Raw genomic sequence first — 17,445 nt, 5'->3', positions numbered from 1 at the left:
CACTGCTGTCAAATCAGGATTTGGATACAATATCCTCCATCCTCAGATCTAATGAGCACTTGCTCGACTACTTCGGCTATGCTTAACTTTAGAAAGCACCCTCAAAAGCACCAAACGGGGGCGCACACCAGAGCAAACTATCTTTCAAGCATTCTGATAGTGCTCATAGATCTCTTCAAACCCCCAAGAGACACAAACTTACAACGGTAATAGGGGAATCGATAGGTTGCAGTTCCTAGTGAGTCATCGGTACAAGTTCCTGCTCGGGTGGTCCGCCAAATGTGGATGCTCTAGCATTAAGAAATGGTATGTCAAATCGCATCAACTGGACGCTCCCGAAGACGGGAACATCCACAAACTCATTGGTTACGGCGGCACTGAGTACTCTCGGGTAGATTGGGAGGATCCAGACCGGTACAAGCAGTACCACAAGTTCCTGGTGGTCAGAAACCCTTACGCAAGGCTAGTGAGCGGTTTCGTTAACAAATATGTAGGCAGATTCTATGACAATGATGGATGGGACAGCTTCAAAGAGTTTATTCAGGTCCTGGAAGAAGACCGTGAGCTAGAGCGAATCAACCGTCATCACTTTACCCCGCAGTTCAGCGAAGATTACGAGAAGTTTGGCAATCACTATACTTTCGACAAGGTTTTCAAGCTGGAAGACTTGCAAAAAGGACTGGACAAAGTTTCGCGCATAACTGGTGCACCACGAACCCTGGTTTCTGTCGCGAACAAGTCAAAACATATAGAGACGGCCTTCAAAGGCAATGAGGTAAGTACCTGGAGCATTGCAGAACTCAAAGCCAAACGTCGCAATCTACCCCCAAGCCATTGCTTCTATACCTATGCGCTAGTTGAGCAGGTCAAACGAATCTATCAGAAAGACTTCGATCAACTTAAAGCTCTGGGCATACAGTACCGGCAACCCAAGCTGGCCGGGAAGGAGACTTTTCCGGGCAAGCTCAACGCACTTTTGGATTCCGGTAACAGATAGATGAACAGCAAGCTGGAGGGAATCGAAGAATCTCGCATAAAAGTCTCAGTAGTCATCCCGGTCTACAACACTGCTGATTTTGTCTCAGAGTGCCTGGACAGTGTGCTACACCAGAGCCTTAAGGAAATTGAGATCATAGTGGTGGACGATTGCTCCACCGACAACAGCCTCGACCTGTTGAAGATGTACGAGGCACAGGATAGCAGGGTGTCCATCGTTCAACACGCGACCAATAAAGGACTACCCGAGACCAGAAACAGTGGTGTGCAGCGAGCCAGAGGCGAGTTTGTCATACATGTGGACAGTGATGATTTCTGGCGTGACCAGACCATGCTGGAGCAGCTCTATGAACTAGCAGAAGTTCGCCAAAGTGACGTCATCAAATTTACGGGGCATGATTATACTGATGGGCAGCTTGGATCATCACTAAGCCATGTAGTACCAGTGCAGAATACTGTTCTCGAGGATGAAAAATCCTTGTGGAATTTCAGATCAACTTTTCTCTACTTCTGCCGTAGATCAGTGATCCTTAAGAACAGGATTGAATTTGATTCAAACATAAATATCGGTGAAGACCAGATCTACGTTGCCAAGATACTGTCCTCGGCAAAGAGAATCTCTACAATTGATCTTCCTTTCTACGCGTACAGAGTAAACTCACAGAGCATGATGCGGAAGAAATGGGGGGCACACCAGTTTGCCGAAGAGGTATCTCACTCAGAAGCAGTTGGCAGAACTTTGCAGCATATGCCACTGATTCATTCGCACTACATGGCGACAAAGCTGAACTATTGGTGGCGTTCGATTTTCCCCAGGGCGTTTGAAGATCTCGATAAGGTAGATCGTCTGAACTTCTTTTCCCTTGCGATAGAATTCCATGCTAAGCATATACTCGCCTGCGAACTGGAATGGCAGGACCTCAATAAACAAGCACACTCATTCTCGGCCATGCTGTCCAAGAGTGACCCTCTTGAAATTGAGAACAACTTCAGAGAGAAGATCAACGCCAAATTCAGCCGCTTCTGCCGCACGAACCTTACTAAATGGCCTACCGCCACACTCAACCAGTATTGGCCTGAGAGACCGTCGAGGGAAATTCGCGGCACAGTAATAGTGCACTCCGGCACACACAAAACAGGTTCAACGGCTATTCAAGAGTTCCTTGCTGAAAACGAGGATCAGCTCAAATCCGATGGGATATTCTACTGCAGTGTGGCAAATGCATGGGGACCGAACTCACATCTACTTCCTGTATCACTGGTAGATCAAGAGCAGCATCTGCTGGGCTGGCCAGAGCTAGATGAAGAGAGAATATGGGATAGCATCCTAAAGGAATATCAGGAAAGTGGGTGTGAGCATTTGTTGCTATCCTCCGAGTTCTTCAGCCCTGAGTTCCTGAAGGATGAACTACCCAACCTTGCCAAACTGAAGCGCCTCCTGGGAAACAACAGGGTTCGATTCGTCTTCTATGTGCGAGCACAGGATTCAAGAATCGAATCAGGCTATGCTCAACTTATTCACTCGGGCGTACGAGCGGTTTCTGATACCTTCACCGAGTTTGTCGACAAAACACTATCGGCTCACGACTACGGGTGGCTTCTGGGAGAGTACGAGCAACACTTCGGCAAGGAAGCAATAACCGTCAATCGTTATCATCTCGAAGATTTCCCCCAAGGCAACATTTGTCGTGACTTTCTGAAGGTGCTAGAACTGGATGATTCGGAGTATTTTTTCAGCAGTTCCAGTAAGAATGAAACCTGGTCGGACGATGTCATCGACTTCCTACAACAAGCTAACCGCTTTGATAGCAACTATTTGTCCATCGCGCAGAGAGATCGTATTAGTCATTACTTTCGCCACTGGTTTCGCAAAAGAAATTACGTAGAGACTGCAAGCGCAAGCAGGTTTTCCGACTCACTACACTCTCAAGTCAGAGCCTACTTTGAGGCCTCCAACCTTGCTTTCTCACGTAAATACCTACCGAAAGACAAGCCTGTAGAGATATACCCTCGCGTACCATCCGGACATGTAGGCAATTGCGATCAGGAAGTAGACGGCTCTTTGCTCTCTCTGCCTACACTTCCAATGACAATGTTACTGGACACCTGGGCCGAAAAGGACAAACTGGAGCAACAAGTTAGGTTTTGCAAGAGTCAAAGCACATCTCTTAGATTCAGGGAACTACTGCCAATCGCAAAGAAGAAGCTGTCATCCAGGCTAAGCGCTGATTTCAAGCAGGTAAAGGAAAAGATATCGAGGCTTATTCGCCTAGTACTCGCCACTTCCGCAATTGGATTGAGAAGGACTAGACGCTTCAGCAACCTGGAGAAGGAAGACGCGTTCAATTTCTACCTAAAATCTTCCCACAAAAAGGTAGGCGTAAGCGCAATGCTTCGCGTCAAAAACGAGGAGGTACGTATCGCTGCTTGCCTCCAATCTATGTACGAGTTGTTTGATGAAATAGTTCTGATCGACAACGGCAGCTCCGATCGTACTTTGGAGATTGCGCAAGAATTTATACTCAAACACGACCAATCTGAAAAGATTCGTATAGAAAAGTACCCATTCACAGTATCTCGTTGTGGCACAGAGAATGAAACCACATCGCAGAACTCCGTACACAGTCTGGCTTATTACTACAACTGGTGCTTGAGCAAGTGCCAATACACCTATGTTTGTAAGTGGGACGCCGATATGTTGCTTAGCCCGCTCAACAGCCCCAGCCGAAAACTACAAAATTTTTTCCAGGGACTGCTGAATTCACGCCTACCAACCATAGGGCAGCTTGCTGTACAAACTGTATATATAGCACCCGATAGCAACCGCTACATATCCAAAAAAGAGATACATCGTGAAAACAGGCTATTTCCAAATCGACCAGCAGTGTACTTCAGGAAGGAGAAAGACTGGGAAGTGCTGCATCACCCCAAATACATCAAAATTCGGCATTTCACGGTGGCAGGCATCGAAGAGATAAAGGATACAGCCATAGACGAGTTTTCACATTGGACACCAGGAGCCAACCTAAGCCCTAGAAAAGTATTAGAAATGGAGAACTACTGCCTGATTCAGAGAGGTCTGGCCGATTTGTTTACAGACCGATTTGAGCAAGAATGAAGCGAATGGGAACTTGGCTTCAGCTACACCACCTCGACTTTGAGTTGTTGGTACTCGTGCCGGATCGAGGCAACAGCCTATTTGGCTCCTATCGTTATCGCCTCTGTAGCCCGGTGCCATATTGATAGGTCAAAACCAAACCGGCTGGATACAAATTCATACCTATCAGCGACTTTGTCCCGAAAGTCATCCATATCGACCTCGGTATACCTGAACAGGCTGGGCGTAGCGTTTACTTTCTTTCCGGGATCTATCAAGGATTCCGGGAGTCCGAGAAAAGTGGACAAGCGATGAACTTCACTTGCAGAGAAAAGGGTTTCATAGAAGCCAAAGTAGACCTCTTCCTGATTGAAAGCGCCATCAATTCTAGCGACGATCTCTCTGTAGTTAGCCCTTAGAAGGTCATCCTTGCTATTGATCCAGTTACGCAGTTTCTGGGTCATTACCTCCAAACTTACCTCACGCAGTACATTTGAACGCCTCAACCCCATCTTAACCGCACTTTCGACTCGGCATATTGGTTCGCGCAGGAAGAATACAACTTTGAGTTGAATACCCCTGAGTTCAAACTCCCTGCGAATCTCCTTTAGCACTTCGGACGATAACCCGGAGTAGGAAGGAGTGATGTCGAGCGTAAACTGCCCCTCATCGAGTATGCTATCAAAGTAGTCATAGTACTTGTCAGGAGTACTGTAGAAGTCGAGCATGATTCGCTCGTGCTTTTCAACAAAGTTGTCTCCGTCATGAAATGGGTAGTTGTTTATCCGACGGACAATATGGCTCATCGCCCTCTTCTCACTCGACAGATGGATCGCGTTGAAAAGGTGATACTCCTTGGAAAAACCCCTGGCAAAGTCTGGAGATTTGATTAGCTGACGGAATAACCACGTCGTGGCGGATTTCTGGGCACCAAGCCCGAGAATGAATGTTCTCATAAGTTGGATTTTTCCTAAGAACTGGACAAAGAGAAATTGATCAACCGAGATCCGATCAGTCCAACCCTAGTTTACACCATAGTCTGCCTGTGCGCCTGTGCGCCGTCAAAGCATGAGTTACCAAAAAGGCCTGATTCACTAGGAGACAGTTCTGCTACTTTTAACTGAAGCAGAGCAGTCTCATAATGAGCATGAATAATACAGAAAAAGCAGTCAAAGATATTCGCCGTAAGACCCGCCGCAAGTTCTCCACAGAGGAGAAGATCCGTATTGTTCTGGATGGCCTGCGGGCCGAAAGCTCCATAGCCGAGCTTTGCCGCAAGGAAGGCATCAACCCCAATTTATATTACCGCTGGAGTAAGGACCTCCTGGAAGCCGGCAAGAAGCGGCTGGACGGTGATACGTCTCGGGAAGCTAATACGGATGAAGTCACCGGCCTAAAGCGCGAGAACAAGAATCTGAAGCAGGCTGTGGCTGAGCTTTACCTGCGCAATGACTGGCTCAAAAAAGTTTGGCTGGGCAGGGTGTGACCTTAGACGACGAATGATGTACACGGCATCCGAGAAGCTGGCTATTATCCGGCTAGTCGAGGAGTCCGAGCTATCGGTTCGGCGAACGCTACGGGAGATCAAGATTAGCCGCAGCAGTTTCTACCGCTGGTATCGGGCTTATGAGCAGGATGGCCTGGATGGTCTCGAGAATACAAGCCGTGCGGTCCGCCAGCACTGGAACCGGGTTCCCGACTCTGTCAGGGAACTGATTGTGGCAGTAGCGCTTGAGCGTCCTGACATGACGCCGAGGGAACTGGCCTTGCATATCACCGACACCCATGACTACTTTGTCTCGGAATCTAGTGTCTATCGGATTCTCAAGGGCCATGACCTGATCACCAGCCCCCAGTTTGTTGTGATGAGTGCCTCGGACAAGTTTCAGAACCCCACCGGTAGGATCAATGAGCTGTGGCAGACCGACTTCACCTATTTCCGGGTTGTCGGCTGGGGCTGGTACTTCCTGTCCACGGTGTTGGATGATTACTCCCGCTATATCATCAACTGGCCACTGACGACCACGATGGCCGCTACAGATGTGACAGACACGCTGGAGGACGAAGTATAAGCGGGATTAACGCTATCTTTTCGGTCAATCCATTATAAGCAACGTTCCACTGGCAACCACTTGCGGACATCTAGCCCTCCAAAGTGATTCAGGCCCAAAAAGTCTGCTTTCGCCTCACGGCAGTCGTAGACAATCAGGGGGTTTCAGACATTTAAGAAGCCTATTTGGGAACCAGATGCTATTTGCACTCCAACACATTTAGTGAGATCCTTTTGTGCGCTTCTGGTGGCGTTACCTCTCTATCTCAAACCTTTTTTCTAGAACGAGGGCATTGTTGTTTCTAACTATTCATTCTGCTTTATCATTTCCTATGGTCGGTCCGGCTCAACATTGCTGCAGGGCGTTCTTAATTCGTTTGATGGCTATTGCATAAGAGGCGAGAACGGGTGTGTGTTGCTCCCAATATTTCGCGCTTACAAAATTCTTCGCGATGCCAAAAACAAACATGTAGGTAAACCCACTCCAGTAACATCGGCATGGTACGGAATAGAGAACACGGACCCAGAATCGCTCGCCGCTGAACTGACTGCCAGCTTCATAAAGTACGTAATAAGGCCTGACGATAAAGCCTCTGTAATTGGCTTCAAAGAAATTCGCTATATCGCGAGCCAATTTTCGGATGGTGAGTTTGCGGACTTCATGAGCTTTCTCGACAAGCAGTTTCCCGATTCTTGTTTTATATTTAACTCTCGCAATCTCTCCAACGTTGCATCTAGCAAATGGTGGGCGGATAAACCTAACGCGCATAGCAGATTAGTAGAAACGGAGGAGCTAATGAAAAATACGATGAGAGAATATTTCCAAAAATCTTTCTGGATAAGGTACGAGGACTATACGACTAATCCGGAGTCATTGCAGTCGTTACCAAATTTTCTCGGAGAAGAGTTCAACTTGGCAAAGGTTAAACACGTTTTAGAAGCTAGGCACTCTTACTGAAGATACAAGCAAATAATGAAAGCGGCGATCCATTTTGGGCCACATCGTAGACGATGTCAGCGCAGCTGGAAATAATCTCAACCGAATTGACCCAACTGATAAACGCAATACCAAGCCAATAAGCCGGGCCTGAAGTCCTTTGTAGTTTGATCTACATCTAATAAATACTCATTCCTCACCACAACGCCAAAACTCTAAGAAAATTAAAAAGACAAATGCTAACGAAGCACCAACATAGGCGCCTAAATGAAACACACTAAAGGCAGCATGCAACGATCAGGTCTTGCAAATGTAGAGGCAGATAATAATCGATGGCCTAATTTTCGCTATAATAATCAGGACGAAACCCATTTCGTGTTTATTCTGACTCCGCCCTATACAGGGTGCACAGCCACTGCCAGTTACCTGGCTATCAGTCCTCACATAAGTCTACTAGTAAAAAATGGCGAAGGTCAGCAATTGATTCCCGGGAGACAGAGGAACTGAAAAGCCAATGCAGGATTTTATAGAGCGTCCGTTAGGTCCACATGGCTGAATAGATATCGGGAGAACAATACCGACGGTCGGTTAAAGATAATCGTATAAAAATCGCCACCGAACATGGTTCGTATCGAAGCGCTTCGCTCATTATTTGGTAAGACGAAATGTGTAGTGAAAAACCGATATCCCGGAGCTTTTTGTTCCAGCACTTTCTTTCAAAATACGCCGAATATCGAGCAGCTAGAGGAGGCTGACAGGCTTCAAAATCTTCAAAGGCGCACGATGGAGTGGGTGAATTGCAGTAATATACTCAAAGAGTAAACGTCCGCTCAGATCCTCACGACCTTTAGCTACAAACAGTTCTGTAGGTCACCAGGGTCCTTAAAGAACTTATTGGAAAAAGCGACTGGCGGAACTATTAACCTCGGAAAAAATCTGCTCCTGAAAATAAAAGACCATCCACGATCAAGCATAGAGAATAAAAACCGAGAGCAGGTGTCGCTATTGAGTGAAACAGAAGTAGGGGTCATCGTAAGAACCTTACGCCCGCACTCTGCAGTAACATCATTTTTTGGTTATACGCCTGAATCATGTTTGCTGGGTGCTGACTAAAAAAAACTGCGCTTTCCATCACTGGATAAGAGCATACTAAAATGGGCACTAGTTGCCTCATTGCCAGCTGCGCGAGTGAAATCCATCTCGGTAGTCAACCTAGCTTTGAAACCCATCTTTTCGGGCAATACATTTGTGGTGATGGTTCTGGCAAGTTAACCTCTCCAGACCGAGGAAAACCGGTTCCTGATCCTAGGCTACTGCCCTGCCTGATTCTACAAACGCACTGTCCCTAAGGTTTCCGCATCCCCCGTTCCCTCACCCTGGCAGCCTCATGGGATTGCTCTGCCCGATTGTTCTCATACTGCCGTCTGCTGTGGATCGCCTCCGGAAGCAGTTCCCGGTGCGCTTCCCCATAGCTGCGCAGTTTGTCAGTGATGATTTTTCTGGTTTCATCGCCGTGACTCCGCAACAGGCGCTTGAAGAAGCGCTTTACCACTGCCCCATCGCGCCTCGCCTGAAGATATACGTCAACCACTTCACCACCCCGATCAACTGCTTACCAAAGGTAATGCTGTCTACCACTGATCGAATGGTCCGGCACACCGGCGAATACTTCATCAATGTAAAACGTATCCCCATAACTCCGGTGGCTCAGATTAAAGCGATAGTAAAGCCAGACGACATAACTGATGATATCTGACGGGAATCGGTGACGCTTGTAGGTATTTATCTGCCAATTCTAGCAACATTGGCGACCTAACTTGGCAGAACCCTGATAAGCTAGCGCATGTTGCACCTATAGAGACAATCATTTTTAATGTATGACGTGCCGCCGGAGGCGGATTTTACCTGCCAGCTGGGCACTAGAAGTCGATTGGTAGCGCTCCGGCTTATCACCTCAAGTTAACTTGGCAATACGTCACCATGGCTGTAACTTTGGCTAATGCCGCGCATAGTGTTAATAGCCAATGATTGAACGTGTTGTCCTGCCTGAAGATCAACGGTGCCGGGTCGCCGTGATTGGTGACTCTACCATCGCAATGCACTGCCTCCTTGCATTAAAGGCAACCGGACATGAAGTGGTCGCTTGTTTTGCCAATAGCGAGGCGTTTGCCGCTTCAGCGCGCCGCGAAGGGATCAGAACCTACGATCCTGACACACCGCTGGCCATACTCACTGACATTCCGTGCGACTGGATAGTCAGTGTAAATAATGCCCGCCTGATATCGATCGAGGTTCTTGGTCATCCAGCCCGGGGAACCATTAATTTTCACGATGGGCCTCTACCACGATATGCCGGTCTCTATGCGCCTACCCGCGCTCTGCTCGATGGAGAAAGTGAGCATGCTGTAACGTGGCATATGGTTGAAGAGGGGATCGACACTGGTGACATCATCATGCAAACGCCTGTCCCCATATATGGTGACGATACCAGCCAAACTCTCAATCTTCGCTGTCTTGAAGCAGGTATTCAGGCGTTTGATGAACTTGTCCTCAAACTCGGCCAGGGATCCCTTGTTCATCGCCAGCAAAACTTGAATGAACGAACCTACTTTGGCAACTCTCATTGGCCACGAGAGGGCATGGAGGTTAATTGGCAATGGTCAGCCGCCAGAATTCAGCGGCTTGTGCGAGCTCTTGATTTTGGTCCTTTTCCGAACTATATAGGCTATGCGCGCTTTCGCGTTGATGGGGCGTGGCACAGATTACTCGGTGCTGAGTTGTGTCTTGATAATGGCTGTCCGAATCAGATTGCCCACCCGGGAACCCTTTTCATAGCATCGAACTTGGAGTTGCACATCGCAACGTCAGAGGGATGTCTGCTTGCCAAACGCGTTACGCCAAAGCTCACCAACGAGCTCTGCCGCCAAGTGGGGCATGCCGAGATAAAGTCGCCTGATGAATTCGCGCAAATTGCCACATGGGAAAAGCGAGTCTTCAAATTCGAGTGCGGCTGGCGTTGCCGGATGCAGAAGCGTTTCGAGGGCACCGGGAACGCCTTGCCCTCAGTATTGCACAAGACGCCTACCGTCGATCTTGGAAAGACGGAGTATGATCTGGCTTGCGGTTTACTGGCCTGGGCTCTGACCTTCCGCAAAGCTCAACTAGAAGTGGGACGGTGGTGGACCCAAACAGAGATAGATGAGTCAGTAACCGCCGCCCATGATTTGGCTGTGGCATCGCTGCTCAACCCCGTCGCCCCGGTCGTGCTCAAGATTGATCAAAATGCATCGATACTCTCATTTGCAAACACATGGCTTGAGCTGGTCGCACGCGCCCAGAGGCAAGGTCCGTTCTTTGCCGATCTGTTGGAGCGCGGGGGAAATGGTGAGACCCAAATAACTGATCCAGCTACACTGCCGATCCAGTGGCTTCCGGGAGGTGCTGGGACAACAGACTTCGGCATGTCCTCGTGGCAAATTATTCGAGAGAATGGACGCTGGCTGGCTAGCGGCACTTCAAATCTCTCATGTATTGGGGACCTTGCAGCGACCTTACGCGGAGTGATGAAAAATCAACCTACGACCAGTATTTCCCAACTCCCACTATTGGGATCGGCCAGCGAGATCTCGATACGTGAATGGGAAAGTGGCGGGGCCTTCGAGCCGACGCCAGAATCATTTCTTGCTTTAATTTTTGATGAATTCACGCGCAGCGCAAGCACTACGGCTATCGAAACCGCGGATGGACAGCTCTGGACCTACGGAAAACTCGGGCGAGAAGTCGCATCGATAATGGCGAGGTTGCGGGAAGCAGGCGTAAAACAAGGGAATATGGTGCCAATACGGCTTGCGAGGTCGCCCGAATTGATCATGGCGCAGTTGGCGGTGATGGGACTGGGCTGCGCTTTTGTCCCAATCTCTGACGAGAGTCCGGATGTTCAGGTTCGGGATATACTGGAGCGAACATCGGCCGACGTGGCTATTGGACTGCCCCTGCAGGACGATCGTGCTACCACCTGGCTCCCTGCTCTTGGCAACCATGACCAGGCTGGTACTGGATTGCCGGGCAAATGCGAAGCATTTCTCGCCCAGGAAATTGCATGTGTATTCTTTACCTCTGGCAGTACCGGTAAACCCAAAGGTGTCAGGATCACCCATCGTGGACTTAACGCTTACACTGAGGATTCGATCAGGTACTTTGGTCGGGGGACATTCCGGAGATCCATTTGGACGTCTTCAGTGGCCTTCGACTCGACGCTGTCAGAAGTACTGATTCCTCTTTCGGTCGGGGGAAGTGTCGTGATTCCGCAACCAGAGTCGGTATGGAGCATTCGCGGTTTTGTTGAATCGCTTGCGTCCTATGACATTACTTTCGTAGGTATATCGACGGCGCTTTGGTCTATGTGGATGCGTGATGCGCCGCAAATGGCAAACCCGATACCGCCCACATTGCGTTTTGTTGGTGTTGGTGGGGGGGTACTTTCCCCGGAACTCGTTGAACAATGGCTCGCGCATGCAGATGACGCAGTACTGCTTTGCAACGGCTATGGTCCGACAGAGACCACCGTCGTGTGCACGCATTACGATATAAGCAGCAAGTCGCTTTCTTTTCCATCGATCCCGATAGGGTTTCCGAACCGCGGGGCAATGATCCGTATTCTTGACGAGCAACTACGCAGGGTGGCTCCGAGTATTACCGGGGAAATAGTTATCGGTGGCGCAGGCGTGGCAGATGGCTATCTAAATGACCCGGAGGAAACAGGTAAGCGATTCATACAGCTTGCTGACGACAGTGGTAACTGGTATCGCACTGGCGATCTCGGCTCTTGGACCAGCGATGGAGAACTGCTGTTCCACGGCCGGCTTGATGAACAGGTAAAAATTCATGGCTATCGGGTGGAGCCTGAGGAGGTATCAAGGGCAATACGGAAGCTTCCCGGAGTCAAGGATGCTGAGGTAATCGCTTTCGGAACTGACGTTTCCAAAGAGCTGGGGGCGGCCGTGATACGCATTGCGGAAACACCTTCATCTATCGCTGACGAACATGAAGACCATTCAGACATGCTGGATCATGACTGGACAATTTGCCTTCAGAACCTGCTCGAAGACCAGCTTCCTCGTCACGCGGTTCCGCGACGCTGGCTGGTGGTTGATGCGTGGCCGCGAACCACGACAGGAAAAGTCGATCGTGTTGCGTTCGCCAGCCGCTTCGATTTGTTGACAGAGCAATCTGGTAGCGTGAAATTGCTCGATCCGAAAGACAGAAAATCAGTATTGCAGACCATACGTGGCGCTCTCGCCCGACCAAATGCTGATCCATCGGAATCCTTCTTCGACCTAGGCGGAGATTCCATGGCCGCTGTGGGACTGCAACTTGAACTGGAATCTGCAGTTGGAAAACCGCTGCCGCTTTCGTTGATTTATGGTTCCAATACACTAACGGATATCATCGAGGGTGTTGCATACCACGCTGACACAAAAGAACCCCAGAGCAGCTCTTGCTGGCAGTCTGTGACCACTATTTCAGGGGCAGTCGATCTGGTCTTCATGCCGGGAATACATGGGCCGGCAACCTTGCGCCATTTGTGGCCGGAAGCAGGCACCTTTGCCTCGATACATGCGATCGAGATTGGGGTTGAAGACTACAGGACAGTTGTATCGGAGGTTTCCGATGCAGATGCTATTCGACATTTTGCCGATAAGTTTGCACAATTGGTGATAGAACACCTGCCGAATCGTCGACCTGTGCTGGTAGGCTACTCGCTCGGCGGGTGGTTCGCTTTTGAAACTGCCCACGCAATGGAACGCCTTGGTGCTCCGGTCCCGCAATTGCTGTTGATGGAACCAGCCGTACATATTGTTGGTGGGCGAAGATTTCGAAAAGAGCGCTGGCTTGAGCTGTTTATGAACAGTTTGGTCAGTTTTCTATTCTTCTGGCAATTTGCAAATACCAGGAAGAAAAATGGACAAAAAAAACACTCTGGAAACCCCTGGCAACTGAACGTACCAGAGAATAACGACGAGATAAAGAAGACCGTAGACAGGTTTCTGATTAACTATCACCCCATGCCGGGACATGCACCAATGCACTGTGCTGTGAGGAAGTCGCGGCCATGGCACCTGGTGACAAAGCGGTTGCGACCATGGCGCTATACCTCGCTGCGACCGTTAGCAAGAGGCCCATTCGTAGAAGAGACAGTGCCTTTAAATACCCATGTTGATTTCGTCAAGCCGTTATCAAAAAGCGTGTTAGTTGCGTTGCTGCGCAAGGTTGTTGCACGCCATGATGATAATCGCAAAGAATAAGTAAACGGCACCATCAATGTGCTAACCAGTCTAGGAGACGGAGGCGGATAGCTTCGCGGGTGACAGTGATGCCTCGTTCAGCCAGTAGATCTTCGATATCACGGTGGCTGAGATTAAATCGATAATAGAGCCAGACTGCTTGAGAAATGATGTCGGGAGGGGATCGGTGGCGTTTGTATGTATTCATAGGCCGATTCTAACAATTCGGGCTGTTAACTTGGCAGAATCGACAGAATCCCTCGACTAGTTAATAAGGTATTATCGGGGCAGGCAAAAAATTCACGTCTTGCTGACTCTCTGCCCGCCAATTAACCAAATTTTTACGATAAAAATTGCACTTCGCCACTGTCAATGAATGCCGCTACCGAAGGGTACACCCAATCTGCATTCGAAAAATCTTGCTCTGCGGTAAACGCTCCTGGGGTAGCTAGCGTTGGTATACCAGCTGATTTAGCTGCTGCCAATGATGTTTCACTGTCTTCGATAGCAAGACACTCATTTGCCGAGAGGCCAAGGCGCTTCAGGGCGAGCTCATAGACTTCAGGGTCTGGTTTAGTTTTGGTGACATCCTCAGTGCAAAGTACAAGATTAAAATCTGCCAGGCCGATTTGCGGCTGACTACCTCTCAAGATCGCATCAATATTTCGGCGGTACGTCGTTGTTACAAATGCCAGGAACAGGGCGGATTTTTAAGTATAAGCGGGATTAACGCTATCTTTTCGGTCAAGCACGCGGCCGGAATATGGTACTCGAAGCTCTGGAAAACCTTGCTATTGCAGAGGACACAGGGTCCACGCGATTACTCAACAACTCGCAAGCTTTTAACTTATTGGAATCTTATGAAGAAGGTAATAAATCTGTAGCGAACCGATACAATTTGGGGAGCCAACTATTTTCTCCGCGAGTACCGAACTCAACTCCCTTGGACTTTGTAAGCGACGAGCTAGCATTTAAAACATATATACCCAAGCTCCTGATCGAAATGGCAGCCATGATAGAACGCGAATAAATATGAACATGAAACATAGGTAAGGCTCAGCCTCTTGATCCTCTCTAAGCATGCAAACAGTGCGAGAGCAATAACACCATCTCTAGAAATTCTTTAAGACGGAATACCAAGCGTGAATATAATAAATAGTTTGGCTCAGAATCTTGCTTTTCTTTTGGAAGGAAAAATGATGACGATATTTTTTATTCAGACTCGGCAATATCGCGCTTTCGAATAAGGTCGGATGAACGCGAGCCGATCCAGGCCTATTCGGAGCTTCTACCGGGCCATAGTGTAGGTTACCACGCTTCCGGCGATGCATCGATCTACTTGTATCAAAGAGATCCAGCGGGCACGTTAGCAGTTAGAATGGCGCCATTCAGCTACATAACCACTTTAGATGTTCACAATTCAAGTGGTACACATTGGATTAGTCTTAAAAGAAACATGGGGCGATGAAGGCATCAATAACTCTCCTGAATACGTGCAATTGTAAAAATAAGCTAGGGCTATCTGAAAAAAACTACACTAGTTACACATGAACTGGATATTCAAAAAACTCAAAATCAACCGAAAATTTCTCCATGATTTTTTTGCTGAGTTCGCTCGTGAAATAGTCTGCAAGCCCGCTATCAGCGCGAGTGGCATGCCTATCCTCTCTGGCAACAGCTTGATCTACTCCTGGAGCTATTTTGCTTAGTACGTGCAGGAAGTCCGAATCAAGGTTCTCGAATCTCCCAATAAAATCATACTGGAAACCATCCTGTAGTGTCTGATAAAACTGCGGTCGCCAATGCGGGTCCATATTAACGATCGGCTGCTCGCAAACCACGTCTATCATTTGTGATACTTTCCCTTGTTCGTATTTCAAACCGAGAAAGGCAAAAATATTTCTCAGTTCACGGCCATTGGCTACGACGGCCTCGTAGCTCACTAGACGAGCACTGTCTCGGTACTTTTTACAGAAATTAATCGCAAATTCCTCGAATTCCCTTAGCAAGACTTTCGTCTCAGCAGCCTCGCTCTCCCCCAGCTCCGCCCACCATTTGCTTTGCATAACATCGTCGATATTGCGCACATTGAAAACGAAAGCGCAACGCGGAAGCGTTCTGGCCAAAAAGCCGAGATATCCCCCCAGTTCGCCTTCTAGGAACAGATCGAAGTAGCGAATTTCCTTGAATCCCAGCACTCTGGGCCGCCGACCGAGGCCGCTCAGCAGCACATTCCTGACAATTGGCTCCATGTCCCGCTGGAACGAAGCGGGATCAATATCATCCACGCCCCACCATGGAGAGGTGGGTTTCCCGCAAGTTTCGTCGCTGTAACCGGATTTGGCTCGATCAAGACTCCTCCTGGCGCAATATAGGTGATACATAAAATTATTGTTCTCGCCGCGGATGACGCATGAGTCATCCGTATTCAACAACCCCATCAAAAGGGTTGACCCAGATCGGCCGTAGGTAATTATCAGCACGTAGTCAAAGTGGTGGCCCCTGAACTTTCGCCAGCGATTATAGATGTCATGCGCTTTACACCGAAACCAATTCATTTCACCTTCCTACTGCATGCAAGCTTTGCTCACACCACCCCAAATAGTCTAGACTAGCCGGATGTTCACACTAATCCTCTGGAACGGTTCTTGCGAGGCCTGCCGCAAGGAACCCGTATCAGACGTGATAAAAGCACCTCACAACCAGGCAATATTATGAGTTTACCTTCTTTTCTGTGTATAGGAGCACAGAAAGCTGCCACATCTTGGCTGTACGCGAAGCTGATCCAGCACCCCGATGTCTGGATGCCGCCAGTCAAGGAATTGCACTACTTTGACCACCTGTACGTAGACGACAACCGCCAGTGGACCGAGGGGCACATCAAATCCGGCGTGAGATCAAATATTTCATCTCATGTTCACAACAGCGAATACATTAATCTTGACTACGTGAAGTATCTGGCCGATCTGGCCCAAGTCGAGCTATTCTCCGAAAAATGGTACAGAAGCGCCTTCGGTCGTGCGACTGCTGACGGGAAGACACTGGGGGATATCACTCCAGAATACTGCACCGTTCCTCGCGAGGGCATCCAGCACATTAAGCGCTTGTTGGGAACCCCGAAAATCATATACATGATTAGAGACCCCGCCTCCAGGGCGCGCTCACAACTACGCATGACTGTCGAGCGCAAGTTTGGCAAGAAAATGAAGTGCCTGAGTACCAGCCAATGGCAAGAGGCCTTTGAGGCCACCCCGATACTCAACAGAGGTGACTACAGGAATTATATTCCTGTCTGGGACGATGAGATCCCCGCTGAGGACCTTCTTTACATTCCCTTTAAACAGGTCTCTAGAGAAGCAAAAAACACCATGCTAAAGATTGAAAAACACATTGGGCTTTCTCCCTTCGACGGATACACCAATTTGTCAAAGGCCGCCCATGTCACCCAGAAAATCAAAATTCCCGATCACATTCTTGAGCCGCTGGATACTGACTTCAAGCTTCAGAATGAATTTTTGAGGGAGAGGTTTGGCAGTGACTTTACTCGCCAAATATAAGTATTAATTCCTTCAATCAGCATGGAGATCTAAATTGAATTTAACTAGGAAGGTCAAGCAATTCAGGTTGAGGCTTCGGCAGAAAATCGCAAGGCTCAAGGGTTCAATCCGCCTTAATGATGTTGTGATCCCTATAGACGAATCAATCATCTCACCTCCGATTCTGCAGGCCATTTGCAATGGTACCTACGAAGGGAAAGAGTCTAAAGAAATCGGCCGAATCATCCAGCCAGGGGAACGAGTACTGGAGATAGGTGTAGGCTTGGGCTATGTCTCAACAATTATATTGCGCAATGAGCTCGTAAGTATAAGCGGGATTAACGCTATCTTTTCGGTCAATCCATTATAAGCAACGTTCCACTGGCAACCACTTATCGCGGACCAGGCTGTTAACTATTGTATCCCGTCAGCCACGATGGTACCAAATGACTTGATTTGCTAAGAGAGACTTCTGCTACTTTTAAACTGAAGTACAGGAGCATCATCATGAGCATGTCAAACACCGAAAAGACGGTCAAGGATAT

Annotated in this window: 8 protein-coding genes and 3 pseudogenes; 6 read left to right on the top strand and 5 right to left on the bottom strand. The window is 48.6% G+C overall.

Translation table 11 applies throughout. The features are described 5' to 3' along the window. The first annotated feature begins 238 nt into the window (after positions 1-238). Positions 239-997, top strand: a complete 759-nt coding sequence (locus tag EYC87_RS16015; RefSeq protein ID WP_279253754.1) for a sulfotransferase family 2 domain-containing protein — start codon at positions 239-241, stop codon at positions 995-997. Further along, positions 998-4,114, top strand: a complete 3,117-nt coding sequence (locus EYC87_RS16010) for a glycosyltransferase family 2 protein (protein WP_279253753.1) — start codon at positions 998-1,000, stop codon at positions 4,112-4,114. A 77-nt stretch (positions 4,115-4,191) separates the two neighbouring features. On the opposite strand, the gene EYC87_RS16005 is transcribed toward EYC87_RS16010, so the two are convergent. Next, on the bottom strand, positions 4,192-5,049 hold the full coding sequence (locus EYC87_RS16005; protein ID WP_279253752.1) for a hypothetical protein: 858 nt from the start codon (positions 5,047-5,049) through the stop codon (positions 4,192-4,194). 185 nt (positions 5,050-5,234) lie between these two features. Between EYC87_RS16005 and EYC87_RS16000 the strand changes: the two are divergent. Beyond that, positions 5,235-6,153, top strand: a pseudogene (locus tag EYC87_RS16000) (transposase); the annotation flags it as partial. Positions 6,154-6,435: 282 nt separating this feature from the next. After that, entirely contained in the window at positions 6,436-7,101 is a 666-nt protein-coding gene (locus EYC87_RS15995; RefSeq protein WP_341474994.1) for a sulfotransferase, read from the top strand. Between the two features lie 1,330 nt (positions 7,102-8,431). Here the strand turns inward: EYC87_RS15995 and EYC87_RS19515 are convergent. After that, a pseudogene (locus tag EYC87_RS19515) lies at positions 8,432-8,866 on the bottom strand (IS6 family transposase); the annotation flags it as partial. Positions 8,867-9,104: 238 nt separating this feature from the next. On the opposite strand from EYC87_RS19515, the gene EYC87_RS15985 reads away from it, so the two are divergent. Continuing rightward, on the top strand, positions 9,105-13,385 hold the full coding sequence (locus tag EYC87_RS15985) for an amino acid adenylation domain-containing protein (protein ID WP_279253751.1): 4,281 nt from the start codon (positions 9,105-9,107) through the stop codon (positions 13,383-13,385). Positions 13,386-13,428: 43 nt separating this feature from the next. Here the strand turns inward: EYC87_RS15985 and EYC87_RS15980 are convergent. The 3 genes and pseudogenes from EYC87_RS15980 to EYC87_RS15970 all read right to left on the bottom strand — a co-directional run. Then, positions 13,429-13,572: pseudogene (locus tag EYC87_RS15980) on the bottom strand (IS6 family transposase); the annotation flags it as partial. 133 nt (positions 13,573-13,705) lie between these two features. Then, positions 13,706-14,059 (bottom strand): HAD family hydrolase, encoded by a 354-nt coding sequence (locus EYC87_RS15975; RefSeq protein WP_279253907.1) that lies wholly within the window; start codon positions 14,057-14,059, stop codon positions 13,706-13,708. An 846-nt stretch (positions 14,060-14,905) separates the two neighbouring features. After that, positions 14,906-15,922, bottom strand: coding sequence for a sulfotransferase (locus EYC87_RS15970; protein WP_279253750.1), 1,017 nt, complete (start codon positions 15,920-15,922; stop codon positions 14,906-14,908). A gap of 156 nt (positions 15,923-16,078) precedes the next feature. Between EYC87_RS15970 and EYC87_RS15965 the strand changes: the two genes are divergently transcribed. After that, positions 16,079-16,921, top strand: a complete 843-nt coding sequence (locus tag EYC87_RS15965; RefSeq protein WP_279253749.1) for a sulfotransferase — start codon at positions 16,079-16,081, stop codon at positions 16,919-16,921. The last annotated feature ends 524 nt before the right edge of the window (positions 16,922-17,445 follow it).

The sequence above is a fragment of the Candidatus Seongchinamella marina genome, from assembly GCF_026262685.1.
Taxonomy (GTDB): domain Bacteria; phylum Pseudomonadota; class Gammaproteobacteria; order Pseudomonadales; family Halieaceae; genus Halioglobus; species Halioglobus marinus.
This window is presented reverse-complemented; position numbering and strand designations above follow the sequence as displayed.

Excerpts from the sequence above, each read along its gene's own strand:
- EYC87_RS16010 (WP_279253753.1), top strand. The coding sequence starts at position 998 with ATGAACAGCAAGCTGGAGGGAATCGAAGAATCTCGCATAAAAGTCTCA.
- EYC87_RS16005 (WP_279253752.1), bottom strand. The coding sequence starts at position 5,049 with ATGAGAACATTCATTCTCGGGCTTGGTGCCCAGAAATCCGCCACGACG.
- EYC87_RS15985 (WP_279253751.1), top strand. The coding sequence starts at position 9,105 with ATGATTGAACGTGTTGTCCTGCCTGAAGATCAACGGTGCCGGGTCGCC.
- EYC87_RS15970 (WP_279253750.1), bottom strand. The coding sequence starts at position 15,922 with ATGAATTGGTTTCGGTGTAAAGCGCATGACATCTATAATCGCTGGCGA.
- EYC87_RS15965 (WP_279253749.1), top strand. The coding sequence starts at position 16,079 with ATGAGTTTACCTTCTTTTCTGTGTATAGGAGCACAGAAAGCTGCCACA.